A 14,635-nucleotide genomic window follows, 5' to 3' on the forward strand; every position below is an offset into this window, starting at 1 on the left:
GCCTTGCACGACTACAAAGGCCACTTATGAATTCATCCTCTCGCGATCCTCTCGATCCTGCCGCAGCGGCGGCGTCGACGCTGTCAGAATATCTGGAGCTTTCGCTAGACCAGGGAAAGAGCCTGATTCTGGTTCGCTCTCAAGGCGGAAAGAGCGATGTCTACCTCGGTGAGCCCGGCGAGCCGGATGCAGGCTTGACAAGCTGCGCGGCAATTCAGAACGCGGTGGTCCACGCGATCCTGGAGTCCACGCGGTCGGGAATGAACGAACTGGTCATTGACGGACAGACCTACCGTTTCGTTCGGACCTTCGCACAAGTTGCCGAGCACGGCGCCATCGTTTTTACGCCTGCGTAGACAGCCGGAACATGAGTCAACGCCAGGCCTGCGTGAACTCACCGATCACGCGCGCAAGATGCGCCTGCATCGCCGTGCGCGCAGCGCTCGCATCGCGGGTCATGATCGCCGCAAAGATGCGCTGATGGTCGTTCTGCGAAGCCGCCCGCAACGCGGGGGTATGGAAGTGCTCCTCGATCTTTTTCCACAGCGGGTCGGCGCGGGAGTTGTCCCACATCGCTGTCACTACGAGCACGAGCATTTCGTTTCCCGTCGCGCGTGCAATCGCCAGATGAAAATCTCGGTCGGCGGCCTCGTTCGCGGCCTTGTCGTCCATGTTTTCGCACATCGCGCGCAACGCGCCGAAGAGCCGGTCGAGGTCCGAATCCTTGCGTTCGGCAGCGGCGAGCGCCGCGATCCCGCTTTCGATGACCGAGCGCGCGCGCAGCGTCTCGATCGGGCCCGGTCCGCGCGGCAGTTTGAACATGGCGGCGCTCGCCTGCGCTGCTTGGGCCACATAGATGCCAGACCCGACACGGACCTCAACCACGCCCTGCACTTCAAGCGCGATGATCGCCTCCCTGACCTGCGTGCGGCTCACGCCAAAACGCTCGGCGAGCGTGCGCTCGGAAGGCAGGCGCGCACCCGGCCCGACGTCGCCGGCCGCGATTAGCTTGTGGATCTGTTTCGCGAGCCCGACGTAGGAACGGTCGGTCGTGTCCGCATCGGCGGCGCGGCCGGCTAACGTGTGCGAAAGATCGGTCATCGAGGATTCCCGAAAGCGTCGAAGCCGCCCCGGAGCGGCGCCTCGAGTTCGCCAGAATGGTACACCACTTGCCAGGTCACGCCGCCCCGCTCCGGCGCCGCCCGTCTTTCGCCATCGAGCCGGCACGGCCGGGGTTTCAGCCCGCTCGCGGCCGCCCGTGACGCCGTGGTAAACCACTATCGCGCACACATTGGTATGCCAGTACTGTCAGACGTGAAGACGTTCGCACAGGCGCTTGCTTTGGCTTGCGGGCGGCGCCTTTGAAGAAGTCATTCCACTGCTTCGGCGAGTCCGAGCCAGTCCCGCTGCAGCACATTCCGCAAGATTCCCTGCTTCACGCACAGATCTCGGTGATCCACCACCGCCATGTGCGCCGGCAATCGGTGAGTTCAATCCAACAAAAAGGAGACGACATGCTTTCAGGAATCCAGATGCTTCGAGCGGCGGCGGCCACGGCATTGGCGCTGTGCGCAAGCGCGGCTTTCGCGCAGGTTTCGATCGTTTCCGGGCCGTCCAGCGATCCCAAATGCATGGTCCCCTGGAAGAGCGACACGAAGTTCATCAAGTATCCGAAGAAGAACGGGCCCTACCGGATCGCGCTCGTGAACGGCTACATCGCGAACACCTGGCGTATCCAGATGATCAAGACGGCCAAGGCTTATACGGCTCAACCGGCCATCGCCGCCAAGCTCAAGGAATTCAAGGTCGTCTCGACCGGCGAGGACGTGCCGGCGCAGATCTCGGCCGTCAACAACTTCATCGACGCAGGCTATGACGCGGTCATCGTCGACGCGCAAAACCCCGCCTCGTTCGGCCCCGCGATCCGCCGCGCGAAGAAGGCCGGCGTCGTGCTGATCGCGTTCGACAACATCCTCGACAGCGAAGACGCGATCAACGTCAACGTCGACCAGTACGGGCTCGGCGTGCTGTGGGCCAAGTGGCTCGCGAACCACCTGTCGAACGGCGGCAAGGTGCTCGAGGTTCGCGGGGTGGCGGGCACGTCGGTCGACACTGACCGTCACAACGGTTTCATGAAAACGCTGGACGACACCGGCAAGAAGTGGAACGTCGTCCAGGTCTACGGCAAATGGGACGACGGGGTCGCGCAAAAGGCCACCGCCGACGCGATTGCCGTGCAGGGCCATTTCGACGGAATTTCGGCGCAAGGCGGCGACACCGGAGTCGTGCGCGCGATGATCGATGCGAAACATCCGTTCGTGCCGTTCGGCGGCGAGACGGAGAACGGCTTTCGCAAGTTCTGCGCGCAGTATGGGAGCCAAGGCCTGAAGTGCACCTCGGCGGGCACCGGTCCCGCGCAGGTGGCCGTCGCGATCAAGACGGCGCTTGCCGCGCTGGACGGCGAGACGATCCCGGTTTCGATCAAGCTGCCGCTCGACGTCACCGACGATTCGATGCTGAAGGCAGGCGTCAACTATTTCCCGAACGACTCCGACAACTTCTTCGTCGGCAACTCGTTTCCGACTTGCGGCATCAATTTCTCTGCGCAGGAAATCATGAAGCAGAGCCAGGGCAACCAGTGACCGGACGATGGCCGGCGCTGTGACCGGAGACAAAGCATGCTGCAGGATGCAGAGCAGCCGTTCTTTCAGATGTCCGGCGTGTCCAAGAGCTTCGGCGGCGCGGTTGCGCTGGATCACGCCGAGCTCACGGTGCGCCGGGGCCGCATTCACGCGATCCTCGGCGAGAACGGCGCGGGCAAGTCCACGTTACTGAAGGTGATGTCGGGCGTCGTGCAGCCGGACGAGGGCACGATGCACTTCGATGGGCGGGAAGTGTCGTTCGCGTCGCCGGCCGAAGCGAACGCGGCCGGCATCGTCTGCGTGTATCAGGAACTGTCGCTGATTCCCGACTTGAGCGTGGCGGACAACATCTTCGCTTCGAATCCGCCGCGCCGTTTCGGAATGATCGACCGGCGGGCCCAGCGCCGTCAGGCCGAGGAGGCGCTCGCGCGAGCGGGCGCCGCCGACATCAATCCGCTCGCGAAAGTCCGCGACCTGCCGCTGTCGCGCCAGCAGATGGTCGAACTCGCGAAGGGGCTGGCACACGCGCCGCGCATTCTGATTCTCGACGAAGCCACGTCGGCGCTGACCGCCGCCGACGTCGCGCGCGTGATCGAGGTGCTCAAGCGCCTGCGCGAAGAGGGGCTCGCGCTGCTGTTCATTTCGCACCGCATGCACGAAGTGAAAGCGCTCGCGGACGAATGCACGGTCTACCGCAACGGTCGTCATGTGATGAGCTTCGAGGCTGGCACGCGCTCCGACAATGAGGTCGTCGAAATGATGATCGGCCGGAAGTACCAGCATGCTTTTCCAGCCAAACCCGCTGCCAGGCCCGCGCACGGCCCCCCGGCTGCACCGGTTCTCGCCTGTCACGATCTCGCGTGGAGCGACACGCTGCGGGGCATCAGCTTTTCGTTGCAGCCCGGTGAAATCCTCGGGCTGGGCGGCCTCGACGGACAAGGCCAGCGCGAACTGCTGCTCGCGCTGTTCGGTGTGTTGCGCGGTTGCGCGGGCAAGATCGAGATCGACGGCAAAGCCGTGTCGATCGGCAGCCCGACGGCCGCGCGCGCCAACGGAATCGGCATGGCGCTGATACCGGAGGACCGCAAGACCGAAGGCTTGATGCTGCCGATGTCGCTACGCGAGAATCTGTCGTTCGCCGCGCTCGATCGCATGTCCACCGCCGGCGTCATCGATCGCGACCGCCAGCAGTCGCTCGTCGACCGGATGATGGAACTGCTGGCGATCAAGTCATTCAGCCTCGACGCGCCCGTGGGCTCGCTTTCGGGCGGCAACCAGCAGAAGGTGGTCATTGCGAAGTGGCTGATCCGGCAGCCAAGGATCCTGCTGCTCAGCGACCCGACGCGCGGTATCGACGTCGGCACCAAGCAGGAGCTTTATCAACTGCTCAGGCGCCTCGCCGATGAAGGCGCCGCGGTTCTATTCTATTCGACCGACTATGACGAGCTGATCGGCTGCTGCGACCGCGTGCTCGTGCTGTACGAAGGCAGGATCAAGAAGGAACTCGTCGGCTCGGCGATCACCGAGCAGAACCTGATTGCCAGTGCTCTGGACCTGCCCGTCGGACAGGTTTCGCCTTCCACGGGAGTCGCGCTATGAGCGGGCTGCGTTACTGGTATGCGGAGAATCGCGGAGCGGTGTTCGCGTTCGGCCTGTTCGTGCTGATGTTCGCGATCTATCTCGTCAACTATCCGTCGGCGTTGTCGTCCAACGTGTTCCAGACGGCAGCGAACAAAGCGGTACTGCTCGCGCTCGTCTCGATGGCGCAGGCGCTCGTCGTGCTGACGGCCGGCATCGACCTGTCGATCGGCATGACGCTGGTGCTGACGAACTGCCTCGGATCGTGGGTCGTCACGGGCGGCTCGCTGCACAGCGCGCTCGGCATCGCCGCTGTGCTCGCGGTGGGCGCGCTGTGCGGCGCGCTGAACGGCGTGATCATCATTTTCGGCCGGCTGCAGCCGATCGTGACCACGATCGCGACGGGCGCCGTCTACTACGGACTCGCGCTGCTGCTGCGCCCCGTGCCCGGCGGATCGATCAACGAGGATCTCGCCGACGCACTGACGGGCAAAGTCGCCGGTGTCCTGCCGGCGAGCTTGCTGATTCTGCTCGCGGCGATCGCGATCATCTGGATTCCTTTCAAACGCTCGGCGCTCGGGCGGGCGGCGTACGCGACCGGATCGTCCGAGCCCGCGGCTTTCCTGTCCGGCATGCCGATCCGCCGCGCGAAGTTCGCGAGCTATACGCTGGCCGGCCTGCTCGCCGCCGTCGGCGGCCTGTTTCTGACGTTCTTCACGGACACCGGCGAAGCGAGCCTCGGCAGCGCGAACTCGTACACGCTGTTTTCGATCGCCGCGGTCGTGATCGGCGGCGTGTCGCTGCTCGGCGGCAAGGGCAGCGCGATCGGCGCGGTCTTCGGCGCATTCGCGTTCCGCTCCATCGGCGATCTGCTGTTCGTGTTCAACGTCGATGCGCTGTGGCAGCCGCTGTTCCAGGGCGTGATTCTTCTGCTTGCCGTCGCGATCGGCGCGGCCGGATTGTTCAGGGTGCGCAACCGTCTGGAGTGGTTTCAATGAGCCACCTCTCCGCAAGCGGCCGGACCACGTTCGTGTCGAGACTCACGCGCAGGATCGACAAACCGATCGCGATCGCGTTCGCGTGCATCGTCGCGCTGCTGCTCGTCGGCGGGATGTTTTCGCGCAACTTCACGTCGCCGGAATACATCCTGCTGCAACTGAAAGTCGGCGCATTCCTCGGCATCATTGCAACCGGCCTGATGATGGTGATTCTGCTCGGCCACATCGACCTGTCGCTGCCGTGGACGATCACCGTCGGCGCGATGATGGCGTGCGCGGTCGCGGGGCACGGCGAACTCGGGCGCATCCTCGCGATTCCGGTCGGGATCGGTTGCGGCGTGCTGATCGGCCTGGTCAACGGCACGCTCGTCGCGCTGCTGCGCATCCCGTCGATGATCGCGACGCTCGCGACCAATGCGGTCGCGCAGGGCCTCATGATCGTCTATACCGGAGGATCGTCGCCGCAGGACTCCGCGCCCGAGGTGATGCGCTGGCTCGCGGCGGGCTGGCTCGTACCGGGCGTGCCGAACGCCGTCGCGCTGTGGGTGGTGATCGGCGGCGCTACGATACTCCTGCTGTCGCGCACGACTTTCGGCCGCACGCTGTACGCGATCGGCAACACCGAACGCGCGGCGTATCTTTCCGGCATCAATACGCGACTCGTCACTGTGGCCGCGTTTGCCGTTTGCAGCGCGTTCGCCGCGTTCGGCGGCGTATTGCTCGCGGGCTATGCGTCGAAAGCGGCGCAGTCGATGGGCGATGCCTACCTGTTGCCGGCGATCGCGGCAGTCGTACTCGGCGGCACGTCGATTCTGGGCGGACGGGGTTCGTACCTCGGCACCGTCGCCGGCGCGATCCTCATCACGCTGCTGCAGTCGATCCTCTCGGTCGCGCAGATGCCGGAGGCGGGGCGTCAGATCATCTACGGCGTGGTGATCGCGGCGATGCTGCTGCTGTATGGGCGCAGCAAGCGGGAGACGTAGGTTTCGAGGCCGCCCGTTCGGAGTGGATCGTTGAAACGGATACTGATCATCGGCATAGGCGCGGGAAACCCCGAGTACGTGACCATTCAGGCGGTCAATGCGCTCAATCAGGCCGACGTCTTTTTCGTCATGGACAAAGGCCCGCCGAAACACAAGCTCGTTGCATTGCGCACGGAAATCATCGAGCGTTATGTGAAGGACCGGGCCTACCGGATCGTGCAGACCTCCAGTCCCGAACGCAAACGCGACGAGCTGAATTACGTTGCGGCCGTGCGCGAACTCAATGAGGAAAAGCAGCGGGTCTTCGAGCGTCTGATTGGGCAAGAGCTGTCAGACGGCGAATGCGGCGCTTTTCTCGTGTGGGGCGATCCCTCGCTCTACGACAGCACGACGCGGATCATCGGTGCGATCTCGCGCAGCGGCCGCCACGAGTTCGAGTACGAGGTCATTCCGGGAATCAGCAGCGTCCAGGCGCTTGCCGCGAAACACCGGATTGCGTTGAACGAGATCGGCCAGTCGATCGGGATCACGAACGGACGGCGCCTCGCGGAGGGCTTCCCCCACGATGTGGATAGCGTCGTCGTCATGCTCGATGCGCAGAACGCATTCCGGCAGGTCTGCAACGAGGATCTCGACATTTACTGGGGCGCGTATGTCGGCACGCCGGACGAAATCCTCGTGGCGGGCAAACTGTGTGACGTGGTGGATGAAATCGAGCGTATCCGCGCCGATGCGCGCGAGCGGCATGGCTGGATCATGGATACGTATCTGCTCAAACGACGGCGCAAAGCGCAACAATAGTCCTCGCGCCCGCCGGTGCACGCTGAGCGAGCGCCGGCTCGGCACGTCGATGCGGCGACTCAGGCCGGCAAGCCTACCGGGATGAGATAGACGACGGTCTGGGCGGCAGGCAGGGCAAGCGTGCGTGCCGCCGGCGGTCCGTCGACGGCGGCAACGGGCACGGCCGCAAGCCCGAGAACGGTGGCCTGAAGCAGTATGTTCTGGGCCGCGTGCCCGACCTCGTGGTCGGTATACGGCCTGGCTCTCGCGCCGTACCGCTCGGAGAGCCGGCCCGCATCGGCGGCGATCACGATGAGGGCCGGAGCCGACCCGACAGACTCTTGCCCGACTGCGAGGGCCTGCAGTTTCGGACGCAGGTCGGGCGAGTCGCGCGTCTCGGCTCTGTGACCTTGAGGCAGGTAGTGCATGACCTGCGCCGGGGTCACCACGTAAAGTTCGAGCGGGTACAAAGCACCGGCCGACGGAGCCGCGCGAAAGCGGCCGGTGCCGGTGATGCCCTGCCCGGCCCACAACAACTGGCCGATGGTATCGACAGGCAGCGGGTCCGGCGCGAACCTGCGCACCGACCTGCGCCGCTCGATGGCTTCCTCCAGCGAGACCGAGCCGGAGAGCTTGGGCTTCGGCAACTCGGTCTCGTGGGTGAATTGCGCAGGGCTCGCCTGCGCGAGGCTCGCGGTTCCTTCGGCGATCGCGCCTGCGGCCAGCGCAACCAGCAGTTCACGGCGTTTCATTGGGCACCTCCAGTGTCACGTCACGGAACAACCACCAACGCGGCTAGCCGACGGGACCCGCGACCGGCGTGCGCCGCTATGGTGATACGCACGGCGCGTCACTGTCCATCTGATCCGCAGTCCTGCGTGATCCGCCGCCGTGCGGCAACGCTTCGCACAGTACTCCGGCGTCGAAGGCACAATGCTTGCGGTCGTACCGTCGTCTCTGCTGCCGAGCATTGACATACATCATCCCTGGCCGGCTCGCTCAAATATATGATGCCGGTCGCGGCGATGCCACCCGTCGCGAGATTCACCCGCAGCGGGCAGCCGGTCGCATAGGGTTGCCATGCGCAACCGACAGGAGACCTATCATGTGCCGCTGGCTCGCTTATACCGGCAATCCGCTTCGGCTCGAAACCGTGCTGTTCAACGCCCGGCATTGGCTGATCCATCAGAGCCTGCATTCGCGGCTCGGGCACACGACCACCAATGGCGACGGTGCGCGGTCCCGAGCGCGGACCGCGCGCGTGATCTGAAGCGTCCGTTGACTGCATCGGGCCCGCATCTTGCTGTGTGTTGCCGCGAGGTGACACACATGAGCGACGAAAAATGGATCGAGCCCGAATCCGAGGTTCGCGATCCCGTCGAGCGGTCCTGGATCAGGCGGTTGGGTCCGGGATTGGTCACGGGCGCCGCGGATGACGATCCGTCGGGAATCGGCACGTATTCGCAAGCTGGCGCGAAGTTCGGCTTCGCGCTGCTGTGGGTGGTCCTGCTCGCCTATCCATTGATGACGGCCATCCAGCTGGTGAGCGCGCGAATCGGCCGGGTCACCGGCAAGGGCCTCGCGTCGAACATGCGGGCGCATTATCCGCCGTGGCTGCTATACAGCGCGGTCGCCCTGCTCGTCATCGCCAATGTCATCAACATCGCCGCCGACCTGGCGGCGATGGGCGCCGCTGTCGGATTGCTGGTGCGCGGCCCGCAGCACCTTTACGTCGTCGCCCTCGGGGTGTTCTCCGTCGTCCTGCAGATTTTTGTCCCCTACGATCGTTATGCGCGCATTCTGAAGTGGAGCGCCCTATCGTTGCTTGCGTACGTCGCGGTCGCCTTCATCGTTCCGGTCCCGTGGGGTGAAGTCGCACGCGCGGTCGTGTTGCCGCGCATCTCGCTCACGTCGGACTATCTGACCATGATCGTCGCTGTACTTGGCACGACGATCAGTCCGTATCTGTTCTTCTGGCAGGCGTCGCAGGAAGTGGAGGAAATGCGCGCGCCGCCAGTTCAGGCTCCGTTGCGCCGCGTACCGCGAGAGGCGCCCGCGCAGTTGCGCAGGATCAGTTTCGATACGTGGGTCGGCATGGGAGTGTCCAACGGCGTTGCCTTCTTCATCATGTTGACGGCGGCGGCCACGCTCCATCTGCATCATATCGATGTCAAAACGTCGGCTGATGCCGCGCGCGCGCTCGAGCCTTTTGCCGGGCGTTTTGCTTACGTGCTGTTTACGCTCGGCATCGTCGGAACCGGCCTGCTCGCACTGCCGGTCCTCGCCGGATCGGCCGCCTACGCCGCCGCGGGCAGCCTTCGCTGGCGCAGCGGGCTTGCCTTGCATCTCACACTCGCGCGCGAATTCTATGCGGTGATCGCACTGGCGATCCTCGGTGGTGTGTCCATCACCTTCATGCATTTCGACCCGATCCGCGCGCTGTACTGGAGTGCGGTGATCAATGGCGTCACCGCAGTGCCGATCATGATCGTCATGATGCTGATGTCTCGAAGCCGGCGTGTCATGGGACAGTTCGCCGTCAGGGGCGTGCTGGCGTGGGGAGGATGGCTGGCCACGGGCGTGATGGCGGTGGCGGCAATCGGCGTGTTCGTGCCGGCCTGAGAGGCGTGCGCCGCTGCGAAACCGGCCTGCTTTTTTTGCAGTCAGCGGCGCCCCGATCCACGCGCCGATCCGGATGCAGAAAGCCAGCCGGATCTGAACTTCCTCGAGCTGTGTTCGTCTGAACGGTGCATCTGGCCAGGCACGGCGCCGTCGCATCCTGTGAGTTTGCCGACGGCCGCGTGGCCGCTCTCGATTGACCATCAGGGAGAATTGGACATGCCCAAAAAGCGTTCAAACGAAGCCGCGCGCGGCAACCGCAATGGCAGGGTGCTCGCGGCACCGGTCTTCTCGCAGCCGCAGCCCACGCCGGATCCGCAAACGTTCGTGGTCAGGCATGCGTCCGATGCCGCGGCCTACAAGGTCATCGACGAACTGAACCGCGAGCACAAGCTGACGGCGCTGCCGTTTCCCGCGCCGCGCGGCGGCACCGAGCCCCGCCTTACGTTTGCGGAGGTGGTCAACCACAACCAGACGCTCCTCGAAAGCATCAGCACAAGCGGACAGCTCGTCTTTCATGCCACCGGCGATTGCGGCAGCACGAAAGGCCCTGCTACCCAGAATGAAGTGTCGGACAAGATGGTCAGCGATTTCGACGAAGCAGATCCCGCGGAAGTGCCGCAATTCAATTTTCTGCTTGGCGACATCGTCTACAGCTTCGGCGAAGCGCAGTACTACTACGATCAGTTCTATGAGCCGTACCGCGACTACCACGCGCCGATTCTCGCCGTTGCCGGCAATCACGACGGAATGGTTTCGCCGTTGCAGCATGAGAAAAGCCTGCAGGCGTTTCTGAGGAACTTCTGCTCCGACTGCTTCCAGGTCTCCCCCGATGCGGGCAAGCTCTCACGCACGGCACAAATCCAGCCGGGCGTTTTCTTCACGTTCGAGGCGCCGTTTGTGCGCATCATTGCGCTCTATAGCAATACGCTCGAAGATCCCGGCGTGATTGCGGACCCTCTCATCGGCAACAGCCAGTTGAAGTTCCTGAAGGCGGCCTTAATGCGGGTAAAGAAGGAAAACTACCGAGGCGCGCTGCTGTTCGCGCATCACCATCCCCCCTATGTGGCGCGCGGCCGGCACGGCTGGAGCGTCGACATGCAACAGCAGATCGATACGATCTGCAATGAAGTCGGCGTATGGCCACATGCCGACCTCGCAGGACACGCCCACAACTATCAACGCTTTACGCGAACCCGTCCCGATGGCACCCACATCCCCTACATCGTCTGCGGCAACGGCGGCCACAACGTGCAGCGGCTCACCACCAACGGACAACCGCCACTTCGCGCGCCGCAGTTGATCCAGGCTGCGTCGAGCGATACGGATGCAGTCGTCCTGGAAAACTACGACGACCGGAACTACGGTTATTTGCGGCTGATCGCCAACGCGAGGCAATTGCGCATCGAATACCATCCCGCAGTCGACGGACCCAACACGAAAGCCCCCGACGATCAGGTCACGATCGATCTGGCCACCCGCCAGGTGACTCATTACGTTGCCCGCGACTCGGGCATACCCGCTCTTGCCGAGCGCATCCGGCAGTTCGCGCAAGACCAGCCTCCTAAAGGCTGAGGGGCGCCGCGCAGTCCCCGGTCAGGTCTCCACTAAAGATTCGTCAATCCGTACCGTAATAGCGAAGATAAGGCGGCAGCTAGAACGAGTAGTTGGAGACCAGCGTGAAATCCAAAGCGGCATCGTGTCCTGAAAAAGTCAAGCCGATTCGGTCTGGGGCCGATACTGACACACACACCGATGGCCGGTCAGCCCGGAACCAGCGGAACCAGCAATTCCTTGCCTATTTCCTCTCCCGGTATGGCCGACAGAGGACCATACCGCTAACGAGCTTCCTCATTGCCATTACCGCCGGCGTTGGCATGGCCTCTCTTGTGCACCAGGCAGCCAGTGAAGCCGCGCTCGCTTTACGCCTTGCATTGTCGATCGCGGCAGGCGTCGCCGGCCTCGTGGCCGTGCGCCGGAAACTCGGCGTCGACCACGCCCGGCAGACTGCCGCTACCGCGTTGGCGAGCGGGCTTCTGCATGCGAATCGCGACTGTCTGAAGATGCTGGCGACCGACGGGAAAATGCTGCGGGTGTCGGAGCATGGCGCCAGGTTGATGGAGGCGGAGTCACCGGAGCAACTCTGCGGCGCGGACTGGCTCGGCTTCTGGAGCGGCGACGATCGCACAGCGGCCGAGACGGCCCTGGCGGGCGCTCTTTCGGGGACGAGCACCTCTTTTACGGGAAGCTGCCCGACGACCAAGGGGCGAACCAAATGGTGGAATTCCACGCTCACGCCGGTGACAGGCGACGACGGCGCCGTCGCCGCGCTCCTTTGCGCGTCCGAGGATGTCACTCAACAATGCGAGTTGTTGAAAGCACTTCGAGAACGCAATGAGCTCATGCATGAGATGGAGTCCCATGTCGGCCTGGTGTTCTATTCGGCCGACTCGAATTTTGAACGCTTTCATCATGTCAGCGCGGGTGTCGAGACCGTGTTCGGCCTGACGTCTGAAGAGCTCGCCAGCCGGCCTTCCGCATGGCTCGATCTCGTGGTTCCCGAGGACATCGAGCCTTTGCTCGCCGAAATGAACCGCGTCGCTTCCGAAGCGACAGAAGGCCGCTTCGAATACCGCATCCGCCGCCCGGATGGTTTCCAGCGCTGGATCAGAAGCACGGCCTACCCCGTGCGCGATGGCGGCACAAACGTGGCACGCATTGTCGGTGTCAGCGAGGACATCACGCTGGAGCAGGAACGGCTCGCGGCGCTTGACCGGCTGGCCTACACCGACGGGCTGACGGGGTTGGCTAACCGCGCCGCCCTGGTGCGCCGCATGAAGACGCTTTGCCGGCAGAACGTCGCCTTCGGTCTCATGTTCGTCGACCTCGACCGCTTCAAAGTCCTCAACGATACGCTCGGCCATACAGCCGCCGATCGCCTGTTGAAGAACATCGCGAAAGTCATACAGGGCGCACTTCCTCCAGATGCATGCGTGGCGCGCCTCGGCGGAGACGAGTTCGCGGTCATCGTCACGGGCGAGAGCGACAAGGCCAACCTGGCCACGTTGGCACAGTCTCTTCTCAACCTGTTCTCAAACGACGTTCGGAAGGACCACGCTGCGCCATTCGTCACGGCGTCGATCGGCATATCGATCTCTCCTGAACACGGTCGAGATCACGAGGCGCTCCTGACAAGCGCGGATATCGCCATGTATGCGGCGAAAAAAGGTGGCCGCAACGGCTTCCGGTTTGCCGACAAAGCGTCCAGCGAACTACTCGGAGATTTCGAACTGGAGCGCGATCTGCCGACGGCGCTGGCTTCGAACCAGTTCGTCCTCCATTTCCAGGGTATTCACGAGACAGCCTCCCTCACGGTGAAAGGCGTCGAAGCACTCGTTCGATGGAATCATCCGGCGCGCGGGCTGGTGGGTCCCGCCAGCTTCATCCCCATACTGGAAGAAAGCGGGTTCATCGTCGAAGTCGGGGCGTGGGTCATGGACGCGGCCCTCGCGCAACTCGCCATCTGGCAGCGCGCCGGAAGACAAGGGCTTTCCATGTCGGTGAACGTGTCTGCGCGTCAGCTCAGGGACGACTCCCTTGTCGCCATAGTCGAAGAAGCGCTGCGAAAACACCAGGTGTCGCCGGCCCTGCTGGAAATCGAACTCACCGAAAGCGCGTTGATGGAAAACTCATCACTCGCTCAGGCGACCTTGCTGGCGCTCAAGCGCCTTGGCGTACGCATCGCAATCGACGATTTCGGCACGGGGTACTCCAGCCTGCGCTATCTGGCTGATTTCTCGCCTGACATCGTCAAGATCGACCGTTCATTTACGGCGAGGCTCGGCAGCGACGCGGCGGCCACCTCGATCGTCCGCGGCATCATTCAGATGTCGCACGAACTCGGCATCAAGGTGACGGCTGAAGGCGTCGAAACGAATCAACAGTTTCATGCCTTGCGCGAAGCGGGCTGCGACTATGTGCAAGGGTTCTGTTTGTCCAGGCCGACCGATGCGGCGAACCTTCTGCGCTGCGAAGCTTCGGCATCGCCGTGCGCAGCGGGAAAAACTAGCTGCTGCGGCTGAGAAACAGGTCGGCTACGACCGAGCGCAGCCAGCGATTACCGGCCTCGTCGTGGTACTTCGCGTGCCAATGCTGTCGCACGGCAAACCTGTCCACCGGGAAAGGACACGAATGGACCGCGACATCATTGGTCCGCGCCAGCGTTTCGCCAATATGCCGGGGCAAGGTCGCGATGAGATCGGTCGACTTGATGATGGACCCGAGCCCGAGAAACCCGGGCAGTTCAAGCACCACGTCGCGTTCGATGTGCTCGCGCAACAACGCCTGTTCGAGCAGTTGCGCTCCAGTGCCCGCTGCAATGACGACGTGCCCCTCCCCGCAGTATTGTTTCAAACTCATCCGCGCACGTATGCGTGGATGATTCCGATTGGCGAGGCACACCCAGTCCTGCATATAAAGCTGTTGTTGATACATGCCGCCCCCGAGCCACGGCACGTGCCCGATCGCAAGATCCGCCTCGCCGGATTCGAGCGCCCGCTCCGTATTGCCGTCGATCCTCGCCGCCTCCAGCCGGATGCCGGGTGCCTGAGCCCGCACATGCGCCAGCATTCGGGGCAAAAGCGTGATGTGGCTCGCGTCGGTCATGCAGATGCGAAACCGTCGCTTGGCCGTGGCGGGATCGAAAGCGATTTCCCACGCAGCAAACCGGCGCAGCGACTCCAGAATCTCCCTGCACGGCCCGATCAGGGCGTCCGCCTGCGGCGTGGGAGTCATGCCGCCCGGCGTGCGGACGAACAGCGGGTCCTGCAAATGATCGCGCAAGCGGCCCAACCAGATACTGACCGTCGGCTGACTTTGTCCGAGCTGTTCAGCGGCGCGCGTGACGCTGCGCAAGTCGTAAAGCAGGTCGAAAAGCTGAAGCAGCTTGAGGTCCGGAAGGTCGGTTGTACTCATGGCGGTATTGTCGGTCGCAATACCGGAATTGTACCCATTGCATTGAGCCCGTTGACCGGCG

The 14,635-nt window shown here is 63.6% G+C and carries 12 protein-coding genes and 1 pseudogene; 10 read left to right on the plus strand and 3 right to left on the minus strand.

The features are described from left to right. Nucleotides 1–26: 26 nt before the first annotated feature. On the plus strand, nucleotides 27–356 hold the full coding sequence (locus LJ655_RS01685; RefSeq protein WP_230559524.1) for a hypothetical protein: 330 nt from the start codon (nucleotides 27–29) through the stop codon (nucleotides 354–356). A gap of 16 nt (nucleotides 357–372) precedes the next feature. On the opposite strand, the gene LJ655_RS01690 is transcribed toward LJ655_RS01685, so the two are convergent. Further along, nucleotides 373–1,101, minus strand: a complete 729-nt coding sequence (locus LJ655_RS01690; protein ID WP_230559525.1) for a FadR/GntR family transcriptional regulator — start codon at nucleotides 1,099–1,101, stop codon at nucleotides 373–375. A gap of 413 nt (nucleotides 1,102–1,514) precedes the next feature. Here LJ655_RS01690 and LJ655_RS01695 point away from each other — a divergent pair, with 413 nt between their 5' ends. From LJ655_RS01695 to cobF, 5 genes are read left to right on the plus strand one after another with little or no spacing between them, the layout of a single operon-like run. Beyond that, a complete protein-coding gene (locus LJ655_RS01695; protein WP_230559526.1) occupies nucleotides 1,515–2,642 on the plus strand; it encodes a sugar ABC transporter substrate-binding protein in 1,128 nt (375 codons plus the stop codon). A 36-nt stretch (nucleotides 2,643–2,678) separates the two neighbouring features. Next, a complete protein-coding gene (locus LJ655_RS01700; RefSeq protein WP_230559527.1) occupies nucleotides 2,679–4,241 on the plus strand; it encodes a sugar ABC transporter ATP-binding protein in 1,563 nt (520 codons plus the stop codon). Beyond that, nucleotides 4,238–5,218 carry an ABC transporter permease gene (locus tag LJ655_RS01705; RefSeq protein WP_230559528.1) on the plus strand — a complete coding sequence of 327 codons (981 nt, stop codon included), beginning with the start codon at nucleotides 4,238–4,240 and terminating at the stop codon, nucleotides 5,216–5,218. Before LJ655_RS01700 ends, LJ655_RS01705 begins: the two co-directional genes overlap by 4 nt. Beyond that, nucleotides 5,215–6,201 (plus strand): ABC transporter permease, encoded by a 987-nt coding sequence (locus LJ655_RS01710; protein ID WP_230559529.1) that lies wholly within the window; start codon nucleotides 5,215–5,217, stop codon nucleotides 6,199–6,201. The genes LJ655_RS01705 and LJ655_RS01710 overlap by 4 nt, the downstream gene beginning before the upstream one ends. A 30-nt stretch (nucleotides 6,202–6,231) precedes the next feature. Beyond that, nucleotides 6,232–7,002, plus strand: a complete 771-nt coding sequence (cobF, locus tag LJ655_RS01715) for a precorrin-6A synthase (deacetylating) (RefSeq protein WP_230559530.1) — start codon at nucleotides 6,232–6,234, stop codon at nucleotides 7,000–7,002. Nucleotides 7,003–7,061: 59 nt separating this feature from the next. Here cobF and LJ655_RS01720 read toward each other — a convergent pair whose 3' ends face one another. Continuing rightward, nucleotides 7,062–7,733 carry a SagB/ThcOx family dehydrogenase gene (locus LJ655_RS01720; protein ID WP_230559531.1) on the minus strand — a complete coding sequence of 224 codons (672 nt, stop codon included), beginning with the start codon at nucleotides 7,731–7,733 and terminating at the stop codon, nucleotides 7,062–7,064. A gap of 353 nt (nucleotides 7,734–8,086) precedes the next feature. Between LJ655_RS01720 and LJ655_RS01725 the strand changes: the two are divergent. From LJ655_RS01725 to LJ655_RS01740, 4 genes and pseudogenes are all read left to right on the plus strand, one after another. Then, nucleotides 8,087–8,215: pseudogene (locus LJ655_RS01725) on the plus strand (class II glutamine amidotransferase); the annotation flags it as partial. A 95-nt stretch (nucleotides 8,216–8,310) separates the two neighbouring features. After that, on the plus strand, nucleotides 8,311–9,603 hold the full coding sequence (locus LJ655_RS01730) for an Nramp family divalent metal transporter (protein WP_230559532.1): 1,293 nt from the start codon (nucleotides 8,311–8,313) through the stop codon (nucleotides 9,601–9,603). 216 nt (nucleotides 9,604–9,819) lie between these two features. Continuing rightward, entirely contained in the window at nucleotides 9,820–11,175 is a 1,356-nt protein-coding gene (locus tag LJ655_RS01735) for a metallophosphoesterase family protein (protein WP_230559533.1), read from the plus strand. Between the two features lie 104 nt (nucleotides 11,176–11,279). Continuing rightward, nucleotides 11,280–13,682 carry a sensor domain-containing protein gene (locus LJ655_RS01740; RefSeq protein WP_425605758.1) on the plus strand — a complete coding sequence of 801 codons (2,403 nt, stop codon included), beginning with the start codon at nucleotides 11,280–11,282 and terminating at the stop codon, nucleotides 13,680–13,682. On the opposite strand, the gene LJ655_RS01745 is transcribed toward LJ655_RS01740, so the two are convergent. After that, nucleotides 13,666–14,574: a LysR family transcriptional regulator gene (locus LJ655_RS01745; RefSeq protein ID WP_230559535.1), complete on the minus strand. Its 909-nt coding sequence runs from the start codon at nucleotides 14,572–14,574 to the stop codon at nucleotides 13,666–13,668. The genes LJ655_RS01740 and LJ655_RS01745 overlap by 17 nt on opposite strands. Between the last annotated feature and the right edge of the window lie 61 nt (nucleotides 14,575–14,635).

It is taken from the genome of Paraburkholderia translucens (genome assembly GCF_020881035.1).
Lineage (GTDB): Bacteria > Pseudomonadota > Gammaproteobacteria > Burkholderiales > Burkholderiaceae > Paraburkholderia > Paraburkholderia translucens.